The organism is Streptomyces sp. NPDC022910, from assembly GCF_055561075.1.
Genome location: NZ_JBVHHL010000024.1, coordinates 70,887 through 93,684, shown reverse-complemented (window position 1 = coordinate 93,684; position 22,798 = coordinate 70,887). Strand labels below are relative to the sequence as shown.

The window sequence follows — 22,798 nt, the reverse complement described above, 5'->3', positions numbered from 1 at the left end:
GGATCGTGACGACACCCCTCGTAGGGTCCATCGAAGGCAGGATCGCCGAGGAGCTCGGCGTACGGGAGCGGCAGGTGAAGGCCGCGGTCGAGCTGCTCGACGGCGGTTCGACGGTGCCCTTCATCGCCCGCTACCGCAAGGAAGCGACCGAGATGCTCGATGACGCGCAGCTGCGCACCATCGAGGAGCGGCTGCGGTACCTGCGGGAGCTGGAGGAGCGGCGCACGGCGATCCTGGAGTCGGTGCGCGAGCAGGGCAAGCTGACCGACGAGCTGGAGGCCCAGATCCGGGGCGCCGAGACCAAGGCGCGCCTGGAGGACATCTACCTGCCGTTCAAGCCGAAGCGGCGCACCAAGGCGCAGATCGCGCGCGAGGCGGGTCTCGAACCCCTGGCCGAGGGCCTGCTCGGCGACCCGACGGTGGAACCGCACGCCGCGGCCGCCGCCTTCGTCGACGCCGACAAGGGGGTCGCCGATCCCCAGGCCGCGCTCGACGGGGCGCGGGCGATCCTCGCCGAGCGGTTCTCGGAGGACGCCGACCTGATCGGCGAGCTGCGCGAGCGCATGTGGGTCCGCGGGCGCCTGGCCGCCAAGGTGCGGGAGGGCAAGGAGGAGGCGGGCGCCAAGTTCGCCGACTACTTCGACTTCGCCGAGCCGTTCACCGAGCTTCCCTCGCACCGCGTTCTCGCCATGCTGCGTGGCGAGAAGGAGGAGGTCCTCGACCTCGTCCTGGAGCCGGAGGAGCCGACGGAGGGCCCCTCGTCGTACGAAGGGATCGTGGCGAACCGGTTCGGGATCGCCGACCGCGGCCGTCCCGCCGACAAGTGGCTGGTCGACACGGTCCGCTGGGCCTGGCGCACCCGCATCCTCGTACACCTCGGCATCGACCTGCGCCTCAGGCTGCGCACGGCCGCCGAGGACGAGGCGGTGGCGGTCTTTGCGGCCAACCTGCGCGACCTGCTGCTCGCTGCCCCGGCCGGCACGCGGGCGACGCTGGGCCTCGACCCCGGATTCCGTACGGGCGTGAAGGTGGCCGTGGTGGACGCGACCGGCAAGGTGGTGGCCACCGACGTCATCTACCCGCACGTGCCGGCCAACAAGTGGGACGAGGCGATCGCCAAGCTGGCGCGCCTGGCCAAGGAGCACGCGGTCGAGCTCATCGCGATCGGCAACGGCACGGCGTCCCGCGAGACCGACAAACTCGCCGGTGAACTGATCGCCGAACACCCGGAGCTGAAGCTCACCAAGGTGATGGTGTCCGAGGCCGGCGCATCGGTGTACTCGGCCTCCGCCTTCGCCTCGCAGGAACTGCCGGACATGGACGTGTCGCTGCGCGGTGCGGTCTCCATCGCCCGCCGTCTGCAGGACCCGCTCGCCGAGCTGGTGAAGATCGACCCGAAGTCGATCGGCGTCGGCCAGTACCAGCACGACCTGTCCGACGTGAAGCTCTCGCGCTCGCTGGACGCGGTGGTCGAGGACTGTGTGAACGGCGTGGGCGTGGACGTCAACACGGCGTCGACGCCGCTGCTGGCCCGGGTCTCCGGCATCTCCTCCGGGCTCGCGGAGAACATCGTGGCGCACCGCGACGCCAACGGCCCCTTCACATCGCGCTCGCAGCTGAAGGACGTGGCGCGGCTCGGCCCCAAGGCCTACGAGCAGTGCGCGGGCTTCCTGCGGATCCGGGGCGGCGACGATCCGCTGGACTCGTCCAGCGTGCACCCGGAGGCGTACCCGGTCGTCCGGCGCATGGTGAAGACCGCGGGCCAGGAGGTGGCCTCGCTGATCGGCAACACGTCGATGCTGCGTTCCCTGAGGCCCTCCGACTTCGTGGACGAGACGTTCGGTCTGCCGACCGTGACCGACATCCTCAAGGAGCTGGAGAAGCCGGGGCGCGACCCGCGGCCCGCATTCAAGACGGCCACGTTCAAGGAGGGCGTCGAGAAGATCTCCGACCTGTCGGCCGGCATGATCCTCGAGGGCGTCGTCACGAATGTCGCCGCCTTCGGCGCCTTCGTGGACGTCGGCGTCCACCAGGACGGCCTCGTGCACGTCTCCGCGATGTCGAAGACGTTCGTCAAGGACCCGCGGGACGTGGTGAAGCCGGGCGACATCGTCAAGGTGAAGGTCCTGGACGTCGACATCCCGCGCAAGCGGATCTCGCTGACGCTGCGTCTCGACGACGAAGCCGCTCCGCAGCAGGGTGGCGGCGGTGGGCGCCAGCAGCGTGGCGGGCGTCCTCCGCAGCAGCGGCAGGCCCGCCAGGGCGGCGGCTCGCGGCAGGCGCCCCCGCCGGCGAACAGCGCGATGGCCGACGCGCTGCGCCGCGCGGGTCTGCTCGACCCGAAGAACGGCCGCCGCTGAGCCGACCCGGCCCGGACCTTCCGCTGCGACGCGGAGGGTCCGGGCCCGTTCGTCGCGGGCGTCTGTCCGTGTGCGATCAGGCCCTCACAGGACGTCGACGTGGCGGTCCGCCTGGGCCGGGTCGAGGCCGTAGCGACAGAGCATCACCTCGTCGGCGCCGAGCTCGGCGAAGTCCGCGATCGCCGCACGGATCTCCGCCGCAGTGGTGAGCAGGCCGGCGACCATCCGGTCGGCCATGCCGGTGAAGGCGTCGTACGCGTGCAGGGCGGCCCGGGCTTCATCGACCACTTCCTGCGCACCGAGCGAGACGTCGACCTGCGCGACGATGCGGAGGGCCGAGGCTCTACCGAGTAGTCCGCGAGCTCCAGACCCTTCTCCCCGTCCGGGCCCTGCCCATCTGCCACCGCGACAGACCCGCCCCGATCCCCGATACCAACATGCCCGAGCCCTTCTAGCGCTCTGTCACCTTGCCGTCCGCCACCTCCAGGCGGCGGGTGACCCGGACCGCGTCCAGCATGCGGCGGTCATGGGTGACCAGCAGCAGTGTGCCCGCGTAGGAATCCAGGGCCGACTCGAGTTGCTCGATGGCCGGGAGGTCGAGGTGGTTGGTCGGCTCGTCCAGGACCAGGAGGTTGACTCCCCTGCCTTGGAGGAGGGCGAGCGCGGCCCTTGTGCGCTCGCCCGGGGAGAGGGTCGCCGCCGGGCGCAGGACGTGGTCCGTCTTCAGGCCGAACTTGGCCAGCAGCGTGCGGACGTCCACCGGGTCCGTGTCCGGGACCGCCGCGCGGAACGCGTCCAGCAGGGACTCCGGGCCGTGGAAGAATCCCCGTGCCTGGTCGACCTCGCCGACCAGGACGCCCGAGCCGAGGGCGGCATGGCCGGCGTCCAGGGGGACACGGCCCAGCAATGCGCCGAGCAGCGTCGACTTGCCCGCCCCGTTCGCACCCGTCACCGCCACCCGGTCCGCCCAGTCGAGTTGCAGGGACACGGGACCGAACGTGAAGTCGCCGCGCCGTACCTCCGCGTCCCGGAGCACGGCGACGACGGCGCCCGAGCGGGGGGCCGCCGCGATCTCCATGCGCAGATCCCACTCTTTGCGGGGCTCCTCGACGACCTCGAGGCGCTCGATCATGCGCTGGGTCTGCCGGGCCTTGGCGGCCTGCTTCTCGCTGGCCTCGCTGCGGAACTTACGGCCGATCTTGTCGTTGTCGTTGCCCGCCTTGCGCCGGGCGTTCTTCACGCCCTTGTCCATCCAGCCGCGCTGCATCTGGGCACGGTCCTGGAGGGCGGCCTTCCTGTCGGCGTACTCCTCGTACTCGTCGCGGGCGTGCCGGCGAGCCGTCTCGCGCTCCTCCAGGTAGGCCTCGTAGCCGCCGCCGTAGAGATTGATCTGCCGCTGTGCGAGGTCGAGTTCGAGGACCTTGGTGACCGTGCGCGTGAGGAACTCACGGTCGTGACTGACGACCACGGTCCCGGCCCGCAGTCCGCCGACGAAGCGTTCCAGGCGCTCCAGGCCGTCCAGGTCGAGGTCGTTCGTCGGCTCGTCGAGCAGGAACACGTCGTACCGGGACAGCAGCAGCGAGGCGAGCCCGGCGCGGGCCGCCTGACCGCCGGACAGGGACGTCATCGGCTGGTCGAGGCCGACGCCCAGGCCGAGCGAGCCGGCGACCTCCTCGGCCCGTTCGTCGAGGTCCGCACCGCCGAGGCCGAGCCAGCGCTCCAGGCTCACCGCGTACGCGTCCTCGGCACCGGGCGTCCCGTCGACGAGCCCTTGCGTCGCCTCGTCCATCCGGCGCTGGGCCTCCGCCACGCCAGTGCGGCGCGACAGGAACTCCCGCACCGTCTCGCCCGGCCGCCGCTCGGGCTCCTGCGGGAGATGGCCGACCGTCGCGGTCGGCGGGGACAGGCGCAGTTCGCCCCGCTCCGGGGTCAGCAGTCCGGCGAGCATCCGCAGCAAAGTGGACTTGCCCGCCCCGTTGGCACCGACGAGTCCGATCACGTCGCCGGGCGCGACGACGAGGTCGAGCCCGGAGAAGAGCGAGCGGTCGCCGTGCCCGGCGGCGAGGTCCTTGGCGACGAGAGTGGCAGTCATCAGACCGCCGATCCTAACGAGCGGGGGACGACCGGCCCAACGGCACCAGGAACCGGCCGGCCCGGCGGGAAAGGCCCTCAGTCACCCGCTCAGCGCGGCACCGCCGTCACCAGCACGGTGCCCGAGGTCCGGGCCACCAGGAACGACTTCCCCTTGGTCGTCCTGGGGTCGAGGGCGATGCGATGGCGGCCCGGCTCCAGGACGTCGTCGAAGGCCTGATGCGTGTGGACGCGGTGCAGTCGGTCCTGGCGGTACGTGATGAGGCTGACCCGGCACATGGCGGCGACCTCGACGTCCGCCGCCCCGCCGGCGACCGCCAGACGCGTGAGGCGCCGCTGCTCCACGAGGCTGCGATCCAGGGCGTGCTGGATCTGCGCGACGAGGAGGGGAACGATGGGGGCGAGTCCGTCGACGTACGCCATCTCGACCCCGGCGCGCTCGAACGAGTCCCGTACGGCGGCACGTTCCCGCTCACCGACCGCCTGCCCGAAGGCCACCGCGCCGTAGGTGCGCAGTTCCTCGGCGGGCACACCGGTGACGTCGTGCGCGATCTCCGCACCGATGCCGATCGTCCGCAGTGCGGCGGCGAGCCGGGCGAGGACGGCGACACGCGCGCCGATCAGCAGCACCCGGCGCCGCACCGCCGAGTCGCCGGCGAGCAGGGCGTGAAGGGCGCGGCGGTACTCGTCGCCGCGGAAGCGGAACGGCCCTGTCCCGTGGTAGCCGTTGAGCTCCAGGTCCACCCGCTCGTCGGTCTGCCAGGCGAGGTCCCGCCACACGAAGTCGTCGCCGTCCCTCTCGATGACCGCCGTGACGGCCCCGCAGGCCAGGTCCTCGCACTCCGGACAGCCGTAGATGACATGACGGCCGCCCTCCAGCGGCGCGTCGGCCTCCAACAGCAGGCCGCGTACCTGAGCGGTGAAGATCGAGGGCGGGATGTCGGAGGCGAGCGGGGAGACGGCGTCCAGGTCGGAGAGCCGGAACAGCAGCGGACACCCGTCGACGACGAAGTCCATGAAGTCCCGATGCACCTGCTGGACACCGTTGGCGAGGACGCCACCGGCACGCATCGCCGGTGCCAGGCCGAAGGTCGCGTACTCGGCAGACATGCTGTGAGTATCCCCACACTGGGCGTGATGTGAGCACGGCAGGACGCATTCGGCTAGCGTCCCGGCGTGGACAGAGATCAGAGCGGTGATGTGATCGTGGTGGGCGGCGGCGTCATCGGGCTGACGACGGCGATCGTCCTGGCGGAGAGCGGCCGGCACGTGCGGGTGTGGACGCGGGAGCCCGCCGAGCGGACCACCTCAGCGGTCGCCGGCGCGGTGTGGTGGCCGTACCGGATCGAACCCGGGTCCCGGGTGGGCGAATGGGCCCTGGAGTCTCTCGGCGTCTACGAGGCGCTGGCCGCGCGGCCCGAGGAGACGGGCGTACGCATGGTCGAGGGCGTACACCGCGAGACGCGGCCGGACGGCCTCGGCCCGTGGGCCGCCTCTGTCGAGGGACTTCGGGCCTCGACGGACGCCGAGTACGCCGGGACCGGTCTGTGGGCACGGCTTCCCCTCATCGACATGTCGACCCATCTCCCATGGCTGCTCGGCCGGCTGCTACGGGCCGGCGGGCGGGTCGAGGAACGGTCGGTCGCGGATCTGGAGGAACCGGCCGCCGCGGCACCCGTCGTGGTCAACTGCACGGGGCTTGGCGCCCGCGAGCGCACGGCCTCGCGGAATCCCACTCGGCCGCGCGGGCCAGGAGCGCGTCCCGGACGATCGCGTCCGTCTCCGTGGCCGTCACCGTGCACGCATGCGCCCCGGCCACCGCGCCGTACAGGGCGCAGCGACGGGGCGGCTCGCCGTTCAGGTGGCCGAAGAGGAAGCCGGCGGCGAAGGCGTCTCCCGCGCCGTTGGAGTCCACCACCGGTGCGGGTGGCCTGACGGCCGGTATGCGGGTCAGCTCGTCGTCGGCAAGGAGATACGCCCCCTCGGCCCCGGCCGTGGCGACGACCGCCCGGGCCCGGCCCCGCTCCGCGATCTGCCGCATCGTCCGCTCGGGGGCGGTGAGACGGGCCGCCGACACGAAGACGACGTCCGCCGCGTACGCGAAGGGCTCGTGGTACGGGTTGACGCCGTCCCAGTCGTGCAGGTCGGTCGAGAGGGTCACCCCGGCCTCGTGCAGCAAAGGCAGGGCGTGGGAGCAGGGGTGGGTGATGGCGACGTGGACGTGGCGGCTGCCCGCCGCCAGGGACCGGACCGTCGGCTCGGGGAACCGGTCTTCGGCGTACGAACGACTGGTGTCGTACAGGGACAGCCGCCGGCCGTCCGGGCCGACGAGGTTGACTGCCCGCTTCGTACCGGCGGGCTGGGGCACGGCAGTGAGCCCGATGCCCCGGTCGCGGTGCAGCGCACGGACCAGGTCCCCCTCCGGGTCGTCGCCGAGCATGTCGAGGTGATGGGTGCGAAGGCCCAGTGCGCTCAGGCCGAGCGCCACGAAGTCACCGGTCTGCCCCGCCCGGGTCGCGATCCCGGATTGGATCATGTAACTGTCGGCGTAAGGCAGTGGCAGCTCCGGCACGTACACGATGGTGTCCACCCCGGCGCCGCCCAGGACGAGAACGTCGGTGTCACGGCTCACGCCTGCCCCTCCCCGTGGTCGTACACGGTCACGGGTATCCCCCGCATGACGAGCCGCTCGATGATCAGCGGCTCCACGCGGGACCACGTGCCTCCCGCCAGGCCAGACCCTATGCGCGGCATGTGGACGGAGGCGCCGAGTCGGATGACTTTCTCGGCCAGCGCCTCGAGCGCCGCGTCGACCGTCTCGTAGCGCACGGCACGGCCTTGCTGCCGCCTCTCCGTATCACTCGCTGCCTGACCATGTTGGCCGCCCACAGGTCCCGCTCGACCTGGACGAGCTGGACCGCGCCCAGACCGAAGTCGTCCACCGCACGCTCGCGGTACCAGGCGCGGTATGCCGCCTCCGGCTTCCGGCCGGCGCCGCGAGAGCGCACGCACGAAACCCTTGCCCCAGCCCCCGATGTCATTGCAGACGTGGGCGATCACCTTGACGCCCTCGCCCTGCGGCACGATGGCGTCACCCCGGACATACGTGATCTCCGACATGACGCCACCGTAGGGGCAGCCACTGACATCAGTGGCCCGTCCTGTTGCTTCGTGAGCTCGGCTACTTCGTGAGCTCGGCCAGCTCCTGGTCCGTGGCGTCGCAGATCCGGCGGCGCAGGGCGAACCAGCCGCCGACGAGAAGGACGGCGATCACGGGGACCAGCAGCAGCGTCTTGCGGCCGACGTCCGGGTCATTCCACATCAGGCCCAGCACCGCCAGCAGGAAGGCGATGGTGACGATCTCCGTGACCGGGCTGCCGGGCAGCCGGAAGGACGGCCGGGCCACCAGGCCCGCCTTCGCGCGGCGGACGAAGACCAGGTGGCAGACCATGATGATCATCCAGGTGCTGATGATCCCGAGGGAGGCCACGTTCAGCACGATCTCGAAGGCCTGGCTCGGCATGAGGTAGTTCAGTCCGACGCCGAGCACGCAGACCGCGCAGGTGAGCAGAATGCCGCCGTAGGGGACCTGGCTGCGGTTCATCCGCGCCGTGAACTTCGGCGCCGAACCCGCCACGGCCATGGAGCGCAGGATGCGGCCGGTCGAGTACAGCCCGGAGTTCAGCGAGGACATCGCGGCGGTCAGGACGACCAGGTTCATCACGTCACCCGCCCCTTGGACGCCGATCTTCGACAGCACGGTGACGAAGGGGCTCTCGTCCGCGGAGTACACAGAGCCCGGCAGCAGCAGCGCGAGCAGGACCACCGAACCGACGTAGAAGAGACCCACGCGCCACATGATCGAGTTCACCGCGCGCGGGACGACCTTCTCCGGCTCGGCGGTCTCGCCCGCGGCGACGCCGACCAGCTCGAGGGCCGCGTACGCGAAGATCACGCCCTGCATCACGAGGACGACGGGCATGAGCCCGTGCGGCAGGACACCGCCGTGGTCGGTGATCATGCTCAGGCCCGGCTTCCGGCCGCCCACCTCGTGCTGGGTGGCCAGCAGGAAGATGCCCACGAACATGAAGCTCACCAGCGTGGCGACCTTGATGATCGCGAACCAGAACTCCATCTCGCCGAAGATCTTCACCGAAATCAGGTTCACGGCCAGGACGACCGCAAGCGCGATCAGGGCGAGAACCCACTGCGGGATGGAGGTGAAGAAGCTCCAGTAGTGCGTGTACAGCGCGATGGCGGTGATGTCGGCGATACCGGTCGTCGACCAGTTGAGGAAGTACATCCAGCCGGCGACGTAGGCGCCCTTCTCGCCGAGGAACTCGCGGGCGTACGACACGAAGGACCCGGACGACGGGCGGTACAGGACCAGCTCGCCGAGGGCGCGCACCACGAAGAAGGCGAAGACGCCGCAGACGAGGTAGGCAAGCGCGAGGGCGGGGCCGGCGTTGTGCAGCCGGCCCCCGGCGCCGAGGAAGAGACCGGTGCCGATGGCTCCACCGATCGCGATCATGTTGACGTGGCGGCCCTTGAGGTCCTTGCTGTAACCGGCGTCGCCCGCGTCCGCGGGCGTCCGGGCCGCATCGGTGTCGGATGCGGCCGCGGCCGTGTTCACGGCGTCCTTGCTCACGAGTGGATCTACTCTCTGGTGCGCCCGGCGCGGGGGTGGTGCGCGGGCTTCCGGAATGTGCCTCGGTCCGGGCCACCGCTGACACGGCGCCGACCAAGGAGCCACCTTCCCTCAGAGATCGCTCCGCATGCGATGGCACACGTCACAGAGCGGCACTTCTCACGTGATCGCCACCTGGCCGTCGACTGGTGGTCACATCGTCGCGCTTGGTCCCGTCCAGGTGTCACAGCAGTGGTGAGACAGCGATACTGCTGCACATGACGACCGAGACCGAGGAGTCCAAGCTCACTGTCGACGAGGTGGCCGCGCGTGCGGGCGTCACGGTCCGCACCGTCCGCTTCTACAGCGCCAAGGGTCTGCTGCCGCCGCCCGTGATCGGCCCCCGGCGCGTGGGTCACTACGGCCCCGAGCATCTGGCCCGGCTGGCGCTCATCGAGGAGTTGCAGCAGCAGGGCATGACCCTGGCGGCGATCGAGCGCTATCTGCAGCAGCTGCCGGCGGACCTGAGCGCCCGGGACCTCGCCATCCACCGCGCCGTCGTGGCGTCCTGGGCGCCGGACGCGGTGGAGACGATGACGCGTGAGGAGCTCGAGCGGCGGGCCGGGCGGCCGCTCGGCGAGGACGATCTCGAGCGGCTCGCGGCGATGAACGTGGCCGTGCCGTGCGACGGCGCGTACCGCGTGGACCCGGGCCTGCTCCGGCTCGGCGTCCAGCTCCTCGACGTGCCCTTCGACCTGGAGACGATCCTCGCGGCCCGCGGCGTACTCATCGGACATTCGCGCGCGGCGGCACACGAGCTGTCGCGCCTGTTCCGCGACGCGGTCGCGGACAGTGACTCCACGGCCGTGAAGTCGCTGTCCGCGCACATGCACCCACTGGTGGTGCAGGCCCTGCTCACCACCTTCCAGCGCTCCCTGAAGGAGGAGCTGCGCGAGTGGCTCAGGGAAACGCCGCCCGCCCCGGAGTCCTGACCGCTACAGGAAGGCCGACCCGCCCGCCACCTCGAGGGTCTGCCCGGTCAGGAAGCCGCTGCCCTCGTCCATCACGTGCAGCAGCGTGGAGATCAGGTCGGCCGGCTCATGGGGACCACCTGCTGCGCGGGCACGTGCTCGAAGCCGCCGTCGGCGCCCACCGGGCGCGCAGTCGGCGTCCACGAGGGCGGCCAGGAACGGCAGTTCGGCGGTGCCGGGGTTGCCGAAGACGCGGTCCACGCCCTCACCGATCTCCAGGAGGGCGAGGACGGGACGGCATCCCATGGGAGCTCCTCGTGGGGACGGGGCGGGTACCGGTTCGCCCGTCAGCGTCCGGGCCCCGTCCCCACGGGGCAGGAGCGGCGTGTCGCTCAGTGATATGCGGTGACGCGGCGGTGCTGCGCCGGGTGGTGTGGCGTCAGCGCGCGTCGGTGAACCGCTCCCCCTTCTCCGCCTTCTCCACCAGCAGCGCGGGCGGCGTGAACCGCTCGCCGTAGCGCTCGGCCAGTTCCCGGGCGCGGGCCACGAAGCCGGGGAGCCCGGCACCTGCCCCGGCGCCGCCGTCGTAGCCGTTGATGTACTGCAGGACGCCACCGGTCCAGCCGGGGAAGCCGATCCCGAAGATCGAGCCGATGTTGGCGTCGGCGACGGACGTCAGCACGCCCTCCTCCAGGAGCCGGACGGTGTCCAGCGCCTCGGAGAACAGCATGCGCTCCTGCATGTCCTCGAACGGGATCTGGTACCCGGCCTTGGTGAAGTGCTCCCGCAGGCCGGGCCACAGGCGCCCGCGCTTGCCGTCCTCACCGTACTCGTAGAAGCCGGCGCCGCCGCTGCGCCCGGTGCGGCCGAACTCGTCGACCATGCGGTCGATGACGGCCTCGGCGGGGTGCGGGGACCAGGTACCGCCCGCCTCCTCGACGGCCCGCTTCGACTCGTTGCGGATCTTGCGCGGCAGGGTCAGCGTCAGCTCGTCCATCAGGGAGAGCACCTTGGCCGGGTAGCCGGCCTGGGCCGCCGCCTGCTCGACGGACGCGGGCTCGATGCCCTCGCCCACCATCGCGACGCCCTCGTTGATGAAGTGCCCGATGACCCGGGAGGTGAAGAATCCGCGCGAGTCGTTGACCACGATCGGCGTCTTGTTGATCTGCCGGACCAGGTCGAAGGCGCGTGCCAGCGCCTCGTCGCCGGTCCGCTTCCCCTTGATGATCTCGACCAGCGGCATCTTGTCGACAGGCGAGAAGAAGTGCAGCCCGATGAAGTCGGCCTGTCGCTCCACACCCTCGGCGAGCGCGGTGATCGGCAGGGTGGAGGTGTTCGAGCACAGCAGCGCGTCGGGCCCGACGATGTTCTCGATCTCCTGGAACACCTTGTGCTTGAGTGCCGGGTCCTCGAACACGGCCTCGATGACGGCGTCGCAGCCCGCGAGGTCGGTGGCCTCGGCGGTGGGCGTGATGCGGGCGAGCAGCGCGTCAGCCTTCTCCTGGGTCGTACGCCCCTTTGCGACCGCCTTGGAGGACAGCTTCTCGGAGTAGCCCTTGCCCTTGACCGCGGCGTCCAGGGAGACGTCCTTGAGGACGACCTCGATCCCTGCGCGGGCGCACGAGTAGGCGATGCCGGCACCCATCATCCCTGCGCCGAGCACGGCGACCTTACGGACCTGTCGGGGCTCGACGCCCTTCGGGCGGTTGGCGCCGGAGTTGACGGCCTGCAGGTCGAAGAAGAACGCCTGGATCATGTTCTTCGCGGTCTGCCCGGTGACCAGCTCGGTGAAGTAGCGCGCCTCGATGGTCAGGGCGGTCTCGAAGTCGACCTGGGAGCCCTCGACGGCGGCGGCGAGGATGTTGCGCGGTGCCGGGTAAGGGGCGCCGTTCAGCTGCTTCTTCAGGTTGGCCGGGAAGGCGGGCAGGTTGGCGGCGAACTTCGGGTTGGACGGCGTACCGCCCGGGATCTTGTAGCCCGGCTTGTCCCAGGGCTGCTGGGACTCGGGGTTGGCGTCGATGAAGGCGCGGGCCTTGGCCAGCATCTCCTCGCGGGTGGCGGCCACCTCGTGGACGAGGCCGCTCTCCAGGGCGCGCCGTGGCGCGTACTGGGTGCCCTGGAGCAGCACCTTCAACAGGGCGTCGGCGATGCCCATCAGGCGTACGGTGCGGGTGACGCCACCGCCCGCGGGAAGCAGGCCCAGGGTGACCTCCGGGAGGCCGATCTTGGAGCCGGGGGCGTCGAGGGCGATGCGGTGGTGGGAGGCGAGCGCGATCTCGTAGCCGCCGCCCAGAGCCGCGCCGTTGATGGCCGCGACGACCGGCTTGCCGAGGGTCTCGATGCGGCGCAGGGCGCTCTTGATCGCCACACCGGTGTCGAAGGCCGCCTGGGCGTCGGCCGGGCCGGCCTTCATCATGTCCTTCAGGTCGCCGCCCGCGAAGAAGGTCTTCTTGGCGGAGGTGTAGATGATGCCGCGGATGGAGTCCTTCTCGGCTTCGGCCCGCTCGGCGATCGCCGCGATCGACTCCTTGAACGCCTGGTTCATCGTGTTCGCGGACTGGTTGGGGTCGTCCAGGACGAGGGTGACGATGCCGGTGTCGTCCTGCTCCCAGCGGATGGTGGTGGACTCAGTGCTCATCAGGGGTGCTCCGTAAGATCCGTTCGATCCGTTGGGGAAGGTCAGACGCGCTCGACGACGGTGGCGATGCCCATGCCGCCGCCCACGCACAGCGTGGCCAGCCCGTACCGCTTGTCCTGCCGCTCCAGTTCGTCCACCAGCGTGCCGAGGATCATCGCGCCGGTCGCGCCCAGCGGGTGACCCAGCGCGATGGCGCCGCCGTTGACGTTGACCTTGTCCAGCGAGATCCCCATGTCCTTCGCGAAGCGCAGGACCACCGCGGCGAACGCCTCGTTGATCTCGATCAGGTCGATGTCGTCGATCGTCAGGCCCGCCCTGGCCAGAGCCTTGCGGGTGGCGGGGGCCGGACCGGTCAGCATGATCGTCGGCTCGGAGCCGGAGACCGCCGCGGAGACGATCCGGGCCCGCGGCCGCAGCCCGTACCGCTCGCCGACCTCCTTGGAGCCGATGGCGACGAGCGCCGCGCCGTCGACGATGCCGGAGGAGTTGCCGGCGTGGTGGACGTGGTCGATCTGCTCGACCCAGTGGTACTTCTGCAGCGCCACCGCGTCGAAGCCGCCCAGCTCGCCGATGTCCGAGAACGACGGCTTGAGCTTGGCGAGCGAGTCGGCAGTGGTCCCGGGCCGCATGTGCTCGTCGTGGTCGAGGACGACAAGGCCGCTGCGGTCCTTCACGGGCACCACGGACTTCTCGAAGCGGCCGTCCTTCCAGGCGGCCGCGGCCCGCTCCTGGGACAACGCCGCGTATTCGTCGACGTCCCGCCGGGAGAAGCCCTCGATGGTGGCGATGAGGTCGGCGCCGATGCCCTGCGGCACGAAGTTGGTGGCCATGTTCGTCATCGGGTCGGCGAACCAGGCGCCGCCGTCGGAGGCCATCGGCACCCGCGACATCGACTCGACGCCGCCGGCGAGCACCAGGTCCTCCCAGCCCGAACGGACCTTCGCGGCCGCCATGTTGACGGCCTCCAGACCGGACGCGCAGAAGCGGTTCTCCTGGACGCCGGCGACGGTGTCGGGCAGTCCGGCGGCGATCGCGGCGATGCGGGCGATGTCGGAACCCTGGTCGCCGACCGGGCCCACGACACCGAGCACGATGTCGTCGATCGCGGCCGGGTCGAGGTCCGGGAAACGCCGCTTGACCTCATGGATGAGTCCGGTCACCAGGTCGATGGGCTTGGTGCCGTGCAGGGCGCCGTTCGCCTTGCCACGTCCGCGCGGGGTGCGGATCGCGTCGTACACATACGCTTCGGTGCTCACTGGTAAGCCTTTCGGGGAGGGTCAGCCGAGCAGGGAACGACCGATGATCTCCTTCATGATCTCGGTGGTCCCGCCGTAGATGGTCTGGATGCGGCCGTCGGTGAAGGCCCTGGCGACGCGGTGCTCCGTCATGTAGCCGTAGCCGCCGTGCAGCTGCAGACAGCGGTCCGCGACCCGCTTCTGCAGCTCGGTCGCCCACCACTTGGCCATGGAAGCGTGCACGGCGTCGAGATCTCCCCTCGCGTGGTCGGCGACGCAGCGATCGAGGAAGGTTCGGGTGACGGCGCACTCGGTCGCCATCTCGGCTATCTCGAAGCGGATGTGCTGGAGCCGTGCGAGCGGCCGTCCGAAGGCCTCGCGCTCCTTGACGTACTCGATGGTGATCTCCAGTACGTGCTCGGCCGCCGCGATCCCGGCGACGGCGATGTTCAGCCGCTCCTGGGCCAGGTTCGTCATCAGGTGCCCGAAGGCGCCGTTGAGATCACCGAGCAGATTGTCCTTGGGCACGCGCACGTCGTGGAAGAACAGTTCGGCCGTGTCCTGCGCCTTCTGGCCGATCTTGTCGAGGTTGCGGCCGCGTTCGAAGCCCTCCGTGCCCCGCTCGACCACGAGCAGCGAGAGCCCATGGGCCCCGCCCTCGGGGGTCGTCCGGGCCACCACGATCACCAGGTCGGCGAGGATGCCGTTGGAGATGAAGGTCTTGGAGCCGTTGAGCAGCCAGTGGTCGCCCTTGTCCTCGGCGAGGGTCCTGATGCCCTGGAGGTCGGAGTCGGCGCCGGGCTCGGTCATGGCGATGGCGGTGATCAGCGAGCCGTCGCAGAAGCCGGGCAGCCAGCGCTGCTTCTGCTCCTCGGTGGCGAGGCCCGTCAGATAGGGACCGATGATGTCGTTGTGCAGTTCGAGCGCGAGCCCGGACGCCCCGGCGCGCGTGAACTCCTCCACGAGGACGGCGCTGTAGCGGAAGTCGTCGGTGCCGCCGCCTCCGTACTCCTCGGGCACGGCGAGTCCGAGCAGGCCCTGCTTTCCGGCCGCCCGCCAGGCGTCGTGGGAGACGATGCCGTCCTTCTCCCACTCGTCGTAGTGGGGCAGCACCTCCCTGGCGAGAAAGGCGCGCACGGTCTCGCGGAACGCCTCGTGCTCGGCGGTGTAGATCTGCCGCTTCATATGGCGTACGCCCTTCTCACAGCCAGCCCTTGACGGTCTCGATCAGCCGGGCCGGCTCGGAGCCGACCGGAGTGACGTTCAGCATGTCGACACCGGCGGCGCGGAAGGCCTCGACACGCTCGCGGACGTAGCTTTCCGGCCCGCACAGCGAGGTCAGCTCACAGAGCTCCTCCGGGACGGCGGCCTCGGCCTCCCTCTTGCGACCGGACAGATACAGCTCCTGAACGATCCGGGCCTCCTTCTCGTACCCGTACGCCACCGCCAGGTCGTTGTAGAAGTTCTTCCCCGGTGCGCCCATGCCTCCCACGTACAGAGCGATCCTCGGGCGCGCGAGGTCCCGTACGGCCGCCGCGTCCTCGCCGATGGCGAGCAGTCCGCCCGCGACCGTCCGCAGCGGCCCGAGGGCGGGGTCCCGGCGTGCGGCGCCCTCGGCGAGGGCGGCGCCCCACACCTCATGGGCCTTCTCCGGGACGAACAGGGTCGGCAGCCAGCCGTCGGCGACCTCGGCGGTCATGCGGACGTTCGCCGGTCCCAGCGAGGCGACGTACAGCGGCACATAGGGGCGAACCGGCCTGGTGAGGATCTTCAGGGGTTTGCCGAGACCCCCGGGGAGGGGCATGTCGGTGATGCCGTGGTGGTCGATGACCTCGCGGCGCAGGATGCGGCGGGTCAGCTCGATGGTCTCGCGGGTCCGGCCGAGGGGTTTGTCGTACGGCCGTCCGTGCCAGCCCTCGACGACCTGCGGACCGGAGGCGCCGAGTCCGATGACGGCGCGTCCACCGGAGATGGCGTCCAGTCCGGCGGCCGTCTGGGCGATGAGGGCGGGAGTGCGCGAATAGACGTTGAGGATCGCGGAGCCGATCTTCATGCGTTTCGTGCGGGCGGCCAGGTAGCCCATGATCGTCGGCGCGTCGAAGCCGTAGGCCTCGGCGACCCAGACGGCGTCCAGGCCCACGGACTCCAGCGCGGCGGCCTCGTCGGCGGCCTGCCGGGGGTCGGCCGCATAGTCGAGGGGGATCGAGAGCTCCATCAGTGGCCGCCCTGGAGTAGTCGGGGTACGTCCCAGTCGCCCGCCACCTCCGTGGTGTCGGCACCAGGCTGCGCGGGTCCGCTGCGCACCGACGTATGGGTGAGCGAGAACCGGGGCGCGGGCGCCGGCTGGGTGATCCCGCCGTGGTCGGTGAAGGTGCCGCGGGCGGCGAGGTGGGGGTGCGCGGGGGCCTCGTGGAGCGAGAGGACGGGGGCCACGCACGCGTCGGAGCCCTCGAAGACCGCGGTCCACTCGTCGCGGGTACGGGTCTTGAAGCGCGCCGCGACCGCCTCCCGCAGCTCGCCCCAGCGGGCCACGTCCTTGCGGGCCGGAGCCTCGTCACCGATGCCGAGCAACTCCACGAACTCCTCGTAGAACTGCTGCTCCAGGGCGCCGACGGCCATGTACCGTCCGTCGGCGGTCTCGTAGGTGCCGTAGAAGGGACAGCCTCCGTCGAGGAGGTTGGCGCGGCGGCGGTCCTGCCAGCCGCCGGCGGCGAGCATGCCGTGGATCATCGAGGCCAGGTGCGCGGCGCCGTCGACGATGGCCGCGTCCACCACCTGCCCGGCGCCGGTCGCCCGCGCGTGGTGGAGGGCGGCGAGGACGCCGACGACCAGGTAGAGCGAGCCGCCCGCGTAGTCGCCGACCAGGTTCGCGGGGATCGCGGGCGGCGTGTCCGGGTCACCGATCATGCCGAGGGTGCCGGTGAGCGCGATGTACACGATGTCGTGTCCGGCGCGCGGGGCGAGCGGGCCCTCCTGGCCCCAGCCGGTCATGCGGCCGTAGACGAGCCGGGGGTTGCGGGCGTGGCAGGTCTCGGGGCCGACGCCGAGGCGTTCGGCCACGCCGGGGCGGTAGCCCTCGATGAGGATGTCGGCACGTTCTACCAGGTCCAGGACGCGGTCGGGGCCTCCTTCGGCCTTCAGGTCGACGATCACCGAGCGCTTGTTGCGATTGGTGACGTCGTACTCGGGGTTGATCGCGAGACCCGAGCCGTGCGGGCGGTCCACGCGGACGACGTCGGCACCGAGGTCGGCGAGGAGCATGCCGGCGAACGGGCCGGGACCGATGCCCGCGAGCTCGACGACGCGCACGCCGGCGAGGGGGCCGTGCCCCCACGTCCTTGCCACTGCCATCGAGCCCCCAAAGCTCTGTGACACAACCGATGTGACATCAGTGATGTTAAGAACGCGTTGCAGTCCGGACAATACCCTGACGAGCAAGCGCTTAGTCGAATTCCGGCCGTCAAACCGGATGATTACCCCATGGAACGGGACAGATCGGCAGACGTCCAGCTCCGCGATCCACCCGGCCCGGCCCAAGCCCGTACCCGGCACGCTCCGCGCCCGGCGCGGTCAGGGCGAGTGCCACGCCGACCTCCTCGCTCGACCGCTCGTCCCTCACGCTAGCCTCGGCCACCGACGACGGCGCGGGCTGAGGGGTGTCATGAGCAGGCTGAACACGGATCGCACGTACGACATCGTGCTCTTCGGGGCCACGGGTTTCGTGGGTGCGCTCACCGCGGAGTACCTCGCCGCGCACGCGCCCGAGGGGCTGCGCTGGGCGGTGGCGGGCCGCAGCGCCGAGAAGCTGGAGCGGCTGCGGGAACGCCTCGGCGGCGCCGCCCGCCCCGGTGTGCTCCACGCGGATGTCTCGGATCCGGAGTCGCTGCACGAACTCGCCCGCCACGCACGCGTGCTCGCCACCACGGTCGGGCCCTATCTGGAGTACGGCGAGGAACTGGTGGCGGCCTGCGCCGACGCGGGCACCGACTATCTGGACCTGTCCGGCGAGGCCGAATTCGTCGACCTCATGTACGTGCGGCACGACGCACGCGCGAGGGAGACCGGTGCACGGCTCCTGCACGCCTGCGGGTTCGACTCCGTTCCGCACGACCTGGGGGCGTACTTCACCGTTCGGCAACTGCCCGAAGGAGTGCCGCTGACGGTCGACGGATTCGTCCGTTCGCAGGCGATGTTCTCCGGCGGCACCTTCGCCTCCGCGCTCGGCCAGCTCGCGCGCGGCCCGCAGCTGCTGGCCGCTGCCCGGGACCGCGGGCGCCACGAGCCGCGCCTCATGGGGCGGCGGGCGCAGGCCCCGCTGGGCGCACCGCGGTTCGCGAAGGAGGTCGGGGCGTGGGCGCTGCCGTTGCCCACGATCGACGCGCAGGTGGTGCGCCGGTCGGCGCGGGCCCTGAAGCGGTACGGCCCCGACTTCCGCTACCGGCACTACGCCGCGGTGGAGACCCTGCCGTACGCCCTGGGCGGTGCCGCGGCCGCGGGCGCCCTGTTCGCGGCGGCGCAGGTGCCGCCGGCGCGGCGCTGGCTGTCGGACCGGATCCGCCCCGGGGACGGGCCGAGTCCCGAGCGGCGGGCCAAGAGCTGGTTCTCGGTGCGGTTCGTGGGCGAGGGCGGCGGGCGGCGCGTGTTCACGGAGGTCGCGGGCGGCGATCCGGGGTACGACGAGACGGCGAAGATGTTCGCCGAGTCGGCCCTCTCCCTCGCTCTCGACGACCTGCCGCACACGTCCGGCCAGGTCACGACGGTCGAGGCGATGGGCGACGCCCTCATCGACCGCCTCCGCGCGGCGGGCATCACCTTCCGGACGGCGGCCCGGCGGTAGGGGTCCTAGAGCGGCCACCCCAGAACGGTGTAGATCATCCCGCCGATCCAGGCGAGCCCGGCGATGACGGCGAGCAGGAGCGCGACCGTCACGGCACGCTCGACGGGCTGGGCGGGGTGGTTCATGGTCTTGGGGGCACGGTGCGTCGTCATGGGCCCCAGCCTGCCGAGCGGGACCGCCCGGCCACATCCGTACGGGTACTCAGTCGCCGTACTCAGCCCGTGGGCGGGCAGGGCCGGGCGACCGCATCCCTCAGTACCTCCCGGCACAGGGAGTCGGCCCGCCGGGTCGATTCGGGGATGCGGTACTTCGGGGCGAGGGCGAGGGTGTGGGTGCAGGCGTTGTCGAGACTCACCCGGTGCCCCACGGAGACGAACACCGGTTTGACACCCTCCTGGGTGCGCAGGGCACGGCCGACCTCGTCGGTACCCGCGAGCAGAGGGACCGCGCTGCCGCGCGCAGGCGCCGGCTCCGCGTAGGTGAAGGTGAAGGAGTTCTTGGCCACGCCGATGGTGGGCAGCCCGGTGAGGACGCCGAGGTGGCTGGCCAGGCCGAAGCGGCGCGGGTGGGCCAGTCCGTAGCCGTCGCAGACCACCAGCCCGGGATCCCGGGCGAGAGCCTCCAGAGCACCCAGGACCGTGGGGATCTCCCGGAAGGCCAGCAGGCCCGGCACGTAGGGGAAGGAGACCTCGCCGACGGCGATGGCCTCGGCGACCACGGCGAGCGTGGCCGCGTCCAGCACGACGGCCGCCGCCGCGACCACGCCGCGCTCGTCGTCATAGGCGACGTCCACCCCCGTCACACGGCCCGTTCCGGGCGGCGGCCCGGGCTCGTCGAGGACCACCCGGCCGCGCAATTCGTCCTGCACGGCGCGGGCTTCTGCTTCGGTCGCGGGCCAGGCCGCGGGGATGCGTACGGTCGTCATGGTGGTGCCGCGTACGACCCCGCCGTCCGCTGTCACTTACCGCCCAGAGCACGCTGCAGTTCGCTCTTGTTCATGTCCGAACGGCCGCGGATGCCTCGCCGCTTCGCCTCCTCGTACAGCTGGTCGTACGTAGGCCCCTGGGAGCCCTTGCCCGAGCGCAGTCCGCCCCGCCTGCCGGACGACATGTCCTGGGTCGAGGTACGGCTCGCGGTCTTGGACTCGCCGGAGCGGGCGCGCTCCTTGTTGACGGTTCGCGCCGCGATCTCCTTGGCGCGCTCCTCGCTCTCCCCGCGGTCGCGCGCGCTCTCCTTGATGTGCTCGTACTGGCGTTCCCGTTTGGGACTCGAGCCGCGTGGCATGACCTCACTTCCTTTCTGGGATGGTGGTCCACGAGTACCCGTTTTCACCAGAGATCACCGTCAGGGCTCGAGCCGTGCCACCCGTCCCTTCTCGCCGGAGGCCCAGCACCCCAGATCCGGGGCGCAGTCCACGGTGTCGTACGAGCCTGTGTCGACGGTCCGCCAGGTGCGGCCGCCGTCCGTGGTGAGGTCCGTGCCGGTCGGGCCGACGGCGAGCGCGGTCGTCCGGCTGTGCGGGAGCCACGTGGCCCCGGAGCGGTAGGCGGGCGGCGGTTCGGCGGCGGGTTTCCAGGTACGACCGCCGTCCTCGCTCACCGCCGCCGCCCGCGGTGACGGCTGGTCTGCGCGGTAGTCGCCGCCGACCGCGATGCCGTGCGTGCGGTCACGGAAGGCGAGTGCGAAGACGCCGCGCGCCGGATCGCCCGCCGGGACGGGGGCGTCGGCGGCCGTCCAGGTCAGTCCGCGGTCGGCGGAGTGCAGCACACGCGCGCGTGCGCCTCCGCCCGTGGCGAGCCAGACGTCGTGCGGCCCGGAGGCGACCAGGCACTGGCCACTGGCCGCGAACCCGGCCTCCCCGGCCTGAGCTTCGGGCATTCCGGCGCCCGGCACAACCGTCCAGGAGCGGCCGCCGTCGCTGGTGGAGAGGATGCGGAACCTTCCCTCGACCGGGTCGCTCATGGCGAGGCCGTGGCGGCGGTCGAAGAAGGTGAGGCAGTCGTAGAAGGCCTTGGTGTCGGGGTTGCGGAAGGCCTCGGTCCACGTCGCGCCCCCGTCATCGGTGCGGAAGACCCGGGAGGCCTCGCCCTCGCCGATGGCGAGGACCACCGCGTGCCGGGCGTCGAACGCCTCGACGTCGCGGAATTCCAGGTCCGCGGCGCCGGGCGGGGAGACGTTCCGCCAGTGCGTGCCGCCGTCCGTGGTGCGCAGCACGGTGCCTTTGGACCCGGCCAGCCAGGCGGTGTCGCGGCTGACCGCGGACAGTCCCCGGAAGCGCACGTCCGTGCCGCTGTCCTTGAGTTGCCAGTGCGGCGCCGGCCGCGGTGTGCCCTGCGCCTGCGCGGGTGCCGCCGACAGCGCGGCGAGCGCCGCCGCGGCGAGCCCCGCGGCCACCGTCCGGCCCGTACGTCTCGTGTTCCCCATGCCCGTCATGGCGCGCGAAGCTAGCCCACTCCCCCGGTGCCGTCCAGATGCCCGCGCCCGGGAACCGCACGCCCGCTGCGGGTGTCCTCTCGGGTATCCCGCAGACCGCGGGGCGGAGACATCGAGATCTTGTGGGTCGCCTCACTGGCATGGACGCGGTGACAGAGGTCACTCGCATTTCATGTGCACGGATGGGCCGATTCCATCGTCTCTTCAAGTGCCGTGCCACATCCGCCCTGAGTCCGTCCAGCCGTCACAAGGGAGCAAGGCGTTGTCCACCCTCATCGAGCAGCCCGTGGAGGCCCGTCTCGTCGCCGCCGCGCCGCGGATGCAGAGCATTCCGGCCACGCTCCACTACGACCGGCGCGACCCGTTCGCCGTCCGCATGACCTTCCCGGCCCCGGCCACGCTGGAGGGCGTGGAGGTCTGCTGGACCTTTGCCCGCGCGCTTCTCAGCGCGGGCCTGGAAGGCCCGGAGGGCCACGGCGACGTCCGGGTGCGACCGTACGGCTACGACCGCACCGTCCTGGAGTTCCACGCCCCGGAGGGCACCGCCGTGGTGCACGTCCACTCGAGCTTGGTCCGGCGCTTCCTGCAGCGGACCACGGAGCTCGTGCCGGTCGGCCTGGAGCACCTGCAGGTGGACCTGGACCACGACCTCGCGGAGCTGATGCGGGACGCGTGCTGAACGTTCCCCGCTCAGGTGGCCGTTCAGCAACCACCGGCACCCGGCAGCGGTGAGTCGGGAACGGCCGAAACCGCGCCCCCGGAGCTAACGACCGCCGCCCAGCAGCCTGTTGAGCTCGGCATAGCCGGCACCGTCGGCCAGTGGCCCGTACGTTCCCGCGTCCAGCAGCTCCCGTGCGGCGCGGAGGACCAGGCCGTGGACCGCCTCCGCGATGCCCGCCCCTGCGCTGACCCGGGCGACGCCGAGCGCGGCCAGCTCGCCGACAGGGGGCGCGCTGGGTCCGACCAGCACGTTCAGCGGACCCTCGATGCCCTCGGCGAGCGCCTTCACGGTCACCGGGTCGACGGCCCCGGGCACGAAGACGCCGTCCGCTCCGGCGGCAAGGAAGGCGGCGGCCCGCTCCAGCGTCTCCGTCAGTCCCCCCGCACCCCGCAGATATGTGTCGATGCGGGCGTTGACGAAGAGCGGAACCCCGGCCGCGTCGGCGGCCGCACGCGCGGCGGCGATGCGTTGGGCCTGCTCGGCGACCGGACGAAGCGGGGCGCCGCCGACGTGGAGACCGTCCTCGATGTTCACGCCGACGGCGCCCGCCGCGAGCACCGCCTCGATGGTGTCGCCGACGCCCGCGGCATCGTCCGCGTAACCGGTCTCGATGTCCGCGCTCACGGGCACGGACACGGCGTCCGCGATCCGTGCGACCGCCGCGAGGGCGTCGTCGCGGGACAGCCGGTCGCCGTCGGCGGCGCCCAGCTCCCAGGCGAGCCCGGCACTGGTGGTGGCGACGGCCGCCGCGCCGGCCTCCTCGGCCAGCCGCGCACTGGCCGTGTCCCAGGCGTTCGGCAGGACGAGCGGACGGCCGGGCACATGGAGGGCACGGAACGCGAGGGCCTGCTCGCGCAGAAGGCTGTGGTGGGTCATGGGAACAAG

20 protein-coding genes and 2 pseudogenes are annotated in these 22,798 nt (G+C 71.4%); 5 read left to right on the top strand and 17 right to left on the bottom strand.

From position 1 onward, the window contains the following. Nucleotides 1–5 precede the first annotated feature (5 nt). Nucleotides 6–2,360, top strand: a complete 2,355-nt coding sequence (locus ACZ3TS_RS22985; protein WP_467620764.1) for a Tex family protein — start codon at nt 6–8, stop codon at nt 2,358–2,360. Nucleotides 2,361–2,444: 84 nt separating this feature from the next. Here ACZ3TS_RS22985 and ACZ3TS_RS22980 read toward each other — a convergent pair whose 3' ends face one another. The 3 genes from ACZ3TS_RS22980 to ACZ3TS_RS22970 form a co-directional block, all read right to left on the bottom strand. Beyond that, nucleotides 2,445–2,648 carry a hypothetical protein gene (locus tag ACZ3TS_RS22980; RefSeq protein WP_467620761.1) on the bottom strand — a complete coding sequence of 68 codons (204 nt, stop codon included), beginning with the start codon at nt 2,646–2,648 and terminating at the stop codon, nt 2,445–2,447. Between the two features lie 163 nt (nt 2,649–2,811). Continuing rightward, on the bottom strand, nt 2,812–4,452 hold the full coding sequence (locus ACZ3TS_RS22975; protein ID WP_467620758.1) for an ABC-F family ATP-binding cassette domain-containing protein: 1,641 nt from the start codon (nt 4,450–4,452) through the stop codon (nt 2,812–2,814). An 89-nt stretch (nt 4,453–4,541) separates the two neighbouring features. After that, nucleotides 4,542–5,561 (bottom strand): oxidoreductase, encoded by a 1,020-nt coding sequence (locus ACZ3TS_RS22970; RefSeq protein ID WP_467620755.1) that lies wholly within the window; start codon nt 5,559–5,561, stop codon nt 4,542–4,544. A gap of 66 nt (nt 5,562–5,627) precedes the next feature. On the opposite strand from ACZ3TS_RS22970, the pseudogene ACZ3TS_RS22965 reads away from it, so the two are divergent. Further along, nucleotides 5,628–6,164 (top strand): annotated as a pseudogene (locus tag ACZ3TS_RS22965) (FAD-dependent oxidoreductase); the annotation flags it as partial. On the opposite strand, the gene ACZ3TS_RS22960 reads toward ACZ3TS_RS22965, so the two are convergent. The 3 genes and pseudogenes from ACZ3TS_RS22960 to ACZ3TS_RS22950 all read right to left on the bottom strand — a co-directional run bounded on the left by ACZ3TS_RS22960 (nt 6,136) and on the right by ACZ3TS_RS22950 (nt 9,099). Then, nucleotides 6,136–7,083 (bottom strand): adenosine kinase, encoded by a 948-nt coding sequence (locus ACZ3TS_RS22960; protein ID WP_467620752.1) that lies wholly within the window; start codon nt 7,081–7,083, stop codon nt 6,136–6,138. The pseudogene ACZ3TS_RS22965 and the gene ACZ3TS_RS22960 overlap by 29 nt on opposite strands. Then, nucleotides 7,080–7,571, bottom strand: a pseudogene (locus ACZ3TS_RS22955) (macro domain-containing protein). Before ACZ3TS_RS22955 ends, ACZ3TS_RS22960 begins: the two are co-directional and overlap by 4 nt. A 61-nt stretch (nt 7,572–7,632) precedes the next feature. Then, entirely contained in the window at nt 7,633–9,099 is a 1,467-nt protein-coding gene (locus ACZ3TS_RS22950) for an amino acid permease (RefSeq protein ID WP_467620750.1), read from the bottom strand. Nucleotides 9,100–9,356: 257 nt separating this feature from the next. Here ACZ3TS_RS22950 and ACZ3TS_RS22945 point away from each other — a divergent pair, with 257 nt between their 5' ends. Continuing rightward, the gene (locus ACZ3TS_RS22945) at nt 9,357–10,070 is read left to right on the top strand and encodes a MerR family transcriptional regulator (RefSeq protein WP_467620748.1); all 714 of its coding nucleotides are present in this window, start codon (nt 9,357–9,359) and stop codon (nt 10,068–10,070) included. Nucleotides 10,071–10,073: 3 nt separating this feature from the next. Here the strand turns inward: ACZ3TS_RS22945 and ACZ3TS_RS22940 are convergent, their stop codons facing one another. The 6 genes from ACZ3TS_RS22940 to ACZ3TS_RS22915 all read right to left on the bottom strand — a co-directional run bounded on the left by ACZ3TS_RS22940 (nt 10,074) and on the right by ACZ3TS_RS22915 (nt 17,273). After that, nucleotides 10,074–10,355, bottom strand: a complete 282-nt coding sequence (locus ACZ3TS_RS22940) for a hypothetical protein (protein WP_467620745.1) — start codon at nt 10,353–10,355, stop codon at nt 10,074–10,076. 133 nt (nt 10,356–10,488) lie between these two features. Beyond that, nucleotides 10,489–12,687: a 3-hydroxyacyl-CoA dehydrogenase NAD-binding domain-containing protein gene (locus tag ACZ3TS_RS22935; RefSeq protein ID WP_467620742.1), complete on the bottom strand. Its 2,199-nt coding sequence runs from the start codon at nt 12,685–12,687 to the stop codon at nt 10,489–10,491. Between the two features lie 41 nt (nt 12,688–12,728). Further along, on the bottom strand, nt 12,729–13,943 hold the full coding sequence (locus ACZ3TS_RS22930; protein ID WP_467620739.1) for an acetyl-CoA C-acetyltransferase: 1,215 nt from the start codon (nt 13,941–13,943) through the stop codon (nt 12,729–12,731). A gap of 21 nt (nt 13,944–13,964) precedes the next feature. Beyond that, entirely contained in the window at nt 13,965–15,107 is a 1,143-nt protein-coding gene (locus ACZ3TS_RS22925) for an acyl-CoA dehydrogenase family protein (RefSeq protein WP_467620736.1), read from the bottom strand. 16 nt (nt 15,108–15,123) lie between these two features. Continuing rightward, nucleotides 15,124–16,137 (bottom strand): LLM class F420-dependent oxidoreductase, encoded by a 1,014-nt coding sequence (locus tag ACZ3TS_RS22920; protein WP_467620734.1) that lies wholly within the window; start codon nt 16,135–16,137, stop codon nt 15,124–15,126. After that, complete coding sequence (locus ACZ3TS_RS22915; protein WP_467620732.1) at nt 16,137–17,273, bottom strand: CaiB/BaiF CoA transferase family protein; 1,137 nt, start codon at nt 17,271–17,273, stop codon at nt 16,137–16,139. The genes ACZ3TS_RS22920 and ACZ3TS_RS22915 overlap by 1 nt, the downstream gene beginning before the upstream one ends. Nucleotides 17,274–17,583: 310 nt before the next feature. On the opposite strand from ACZ3TS_RS22915, the gene ACZ3TS_RS22910 reads away from it, so the two are divergent. Further along, complete coding sequence (locus ACZ3TS_RS22910) at nt 17,584–18,759, top strand: saccharopine dehydrogenase family protein (RefSeq protein ID WP_467620729.1); 1,176 nt, start codon at nt 17,584–17,586, stop codon at nt 18,757–18,759. Nucleotides 18,760–18,764: 5 nt separating this feature from the next. On the opposite strand, the gene mmpA is transcribed toward ACZ3TS_RS22910, so the two are convergent. From mmpA to ACZ3TS_RS22890, 4 genes are all read right to left on the bottom strand, one after another. After that, nucleotides 18,765–18,911, bottom strand: coding sequence for a morphogenic membrane protein MmpA (mmpA, locus tag ACZ3TS_RS22905; RefSeq protein WP_467620726.1), 147 nt, complete (start codon nt 18,909–18,911; stop codon nt 18,765–18,767). 62 nt (nt 18,912–18,973) lie between these two features. Then, nucleotides 18,974–19,684 carry an endonuclease V gene (locus ACZ3TS_RS22900; RefSeq protein WP_467620723.1) on the bottom strand — a complete coding sequence of 237 codons (711 nt, stop codon included), beginning with the start codon at nt 19,682–19,684 and terminating at the stop codon, nt 18,974–18,976. A gap of 32 nt (nt 19,685–19,716) precedes the next feature. After that, nucleotides 19,717–20,043: a plasmid stabilization protein gene (locus tag ACZ3TS_RS22895; RefSeq protein ID WP_467620721.1), complete on the bottom strand. Its 327-nt coding sequence runs from the start codon at nt 20,041–20,043 to the stop codon at nt 19,717–19,719. Between the two features lie 60 nt (nt 20,044–20,103). Continuing rightward, nucleotides 20,104–21,183 carry a WD40/YVTN/BNR-like repeat-containing protein gene (locus tag ACZ3TS_RS22890; protein ID WP_467620719.1) on the bottom strand — a complete coding sequence of 360 codons (1,080 nt, stop codon included), beginning with the start codon at nt 21,181–21,183 and terminating at the stop codon, nt 20,104–20,106. A 271-nt stretch (nt 21,184–21,454) separates the two neighbouring features. Here ACZ3TS_RS22890 and ssgD point away from each other — a divergent pair, with 271 nt between their 5' ends. Continuing rightward, nucleotides 21,455–21,871 (top strand): spore wall synthesis regulator SsgD, encoded by a 417-nt coding sequence (ssgD, locus tag ACZ3TS_RS22885; protein WP_467620716.1) that lies wholly within the window; start codon nt 21,455–21,457, stop codon nt 21,869–21,871. Between the two features lie 84 nt (nt 21,872–21,955). On the opposite strand, the gene ACZ3TS_RS22880 is transcribed toward ssgD, so the two are convergent. Further along, the gene (locus ACZ3TS_RS22880; RefSeq protein ID WP_467620715.1) at nt 21,956–22,789 is read right to left on the bottom strand and encodes an isocitrate lyase/PEP mutase family protein; all 834 of its coding nucleotides are present in this window, start codon (nt 22,787–22,789) and stop codon (nt 21,956–21,958) included. Between the last annotated feature and the right edge of the window lie 9 nt (nt 22,790–22,798).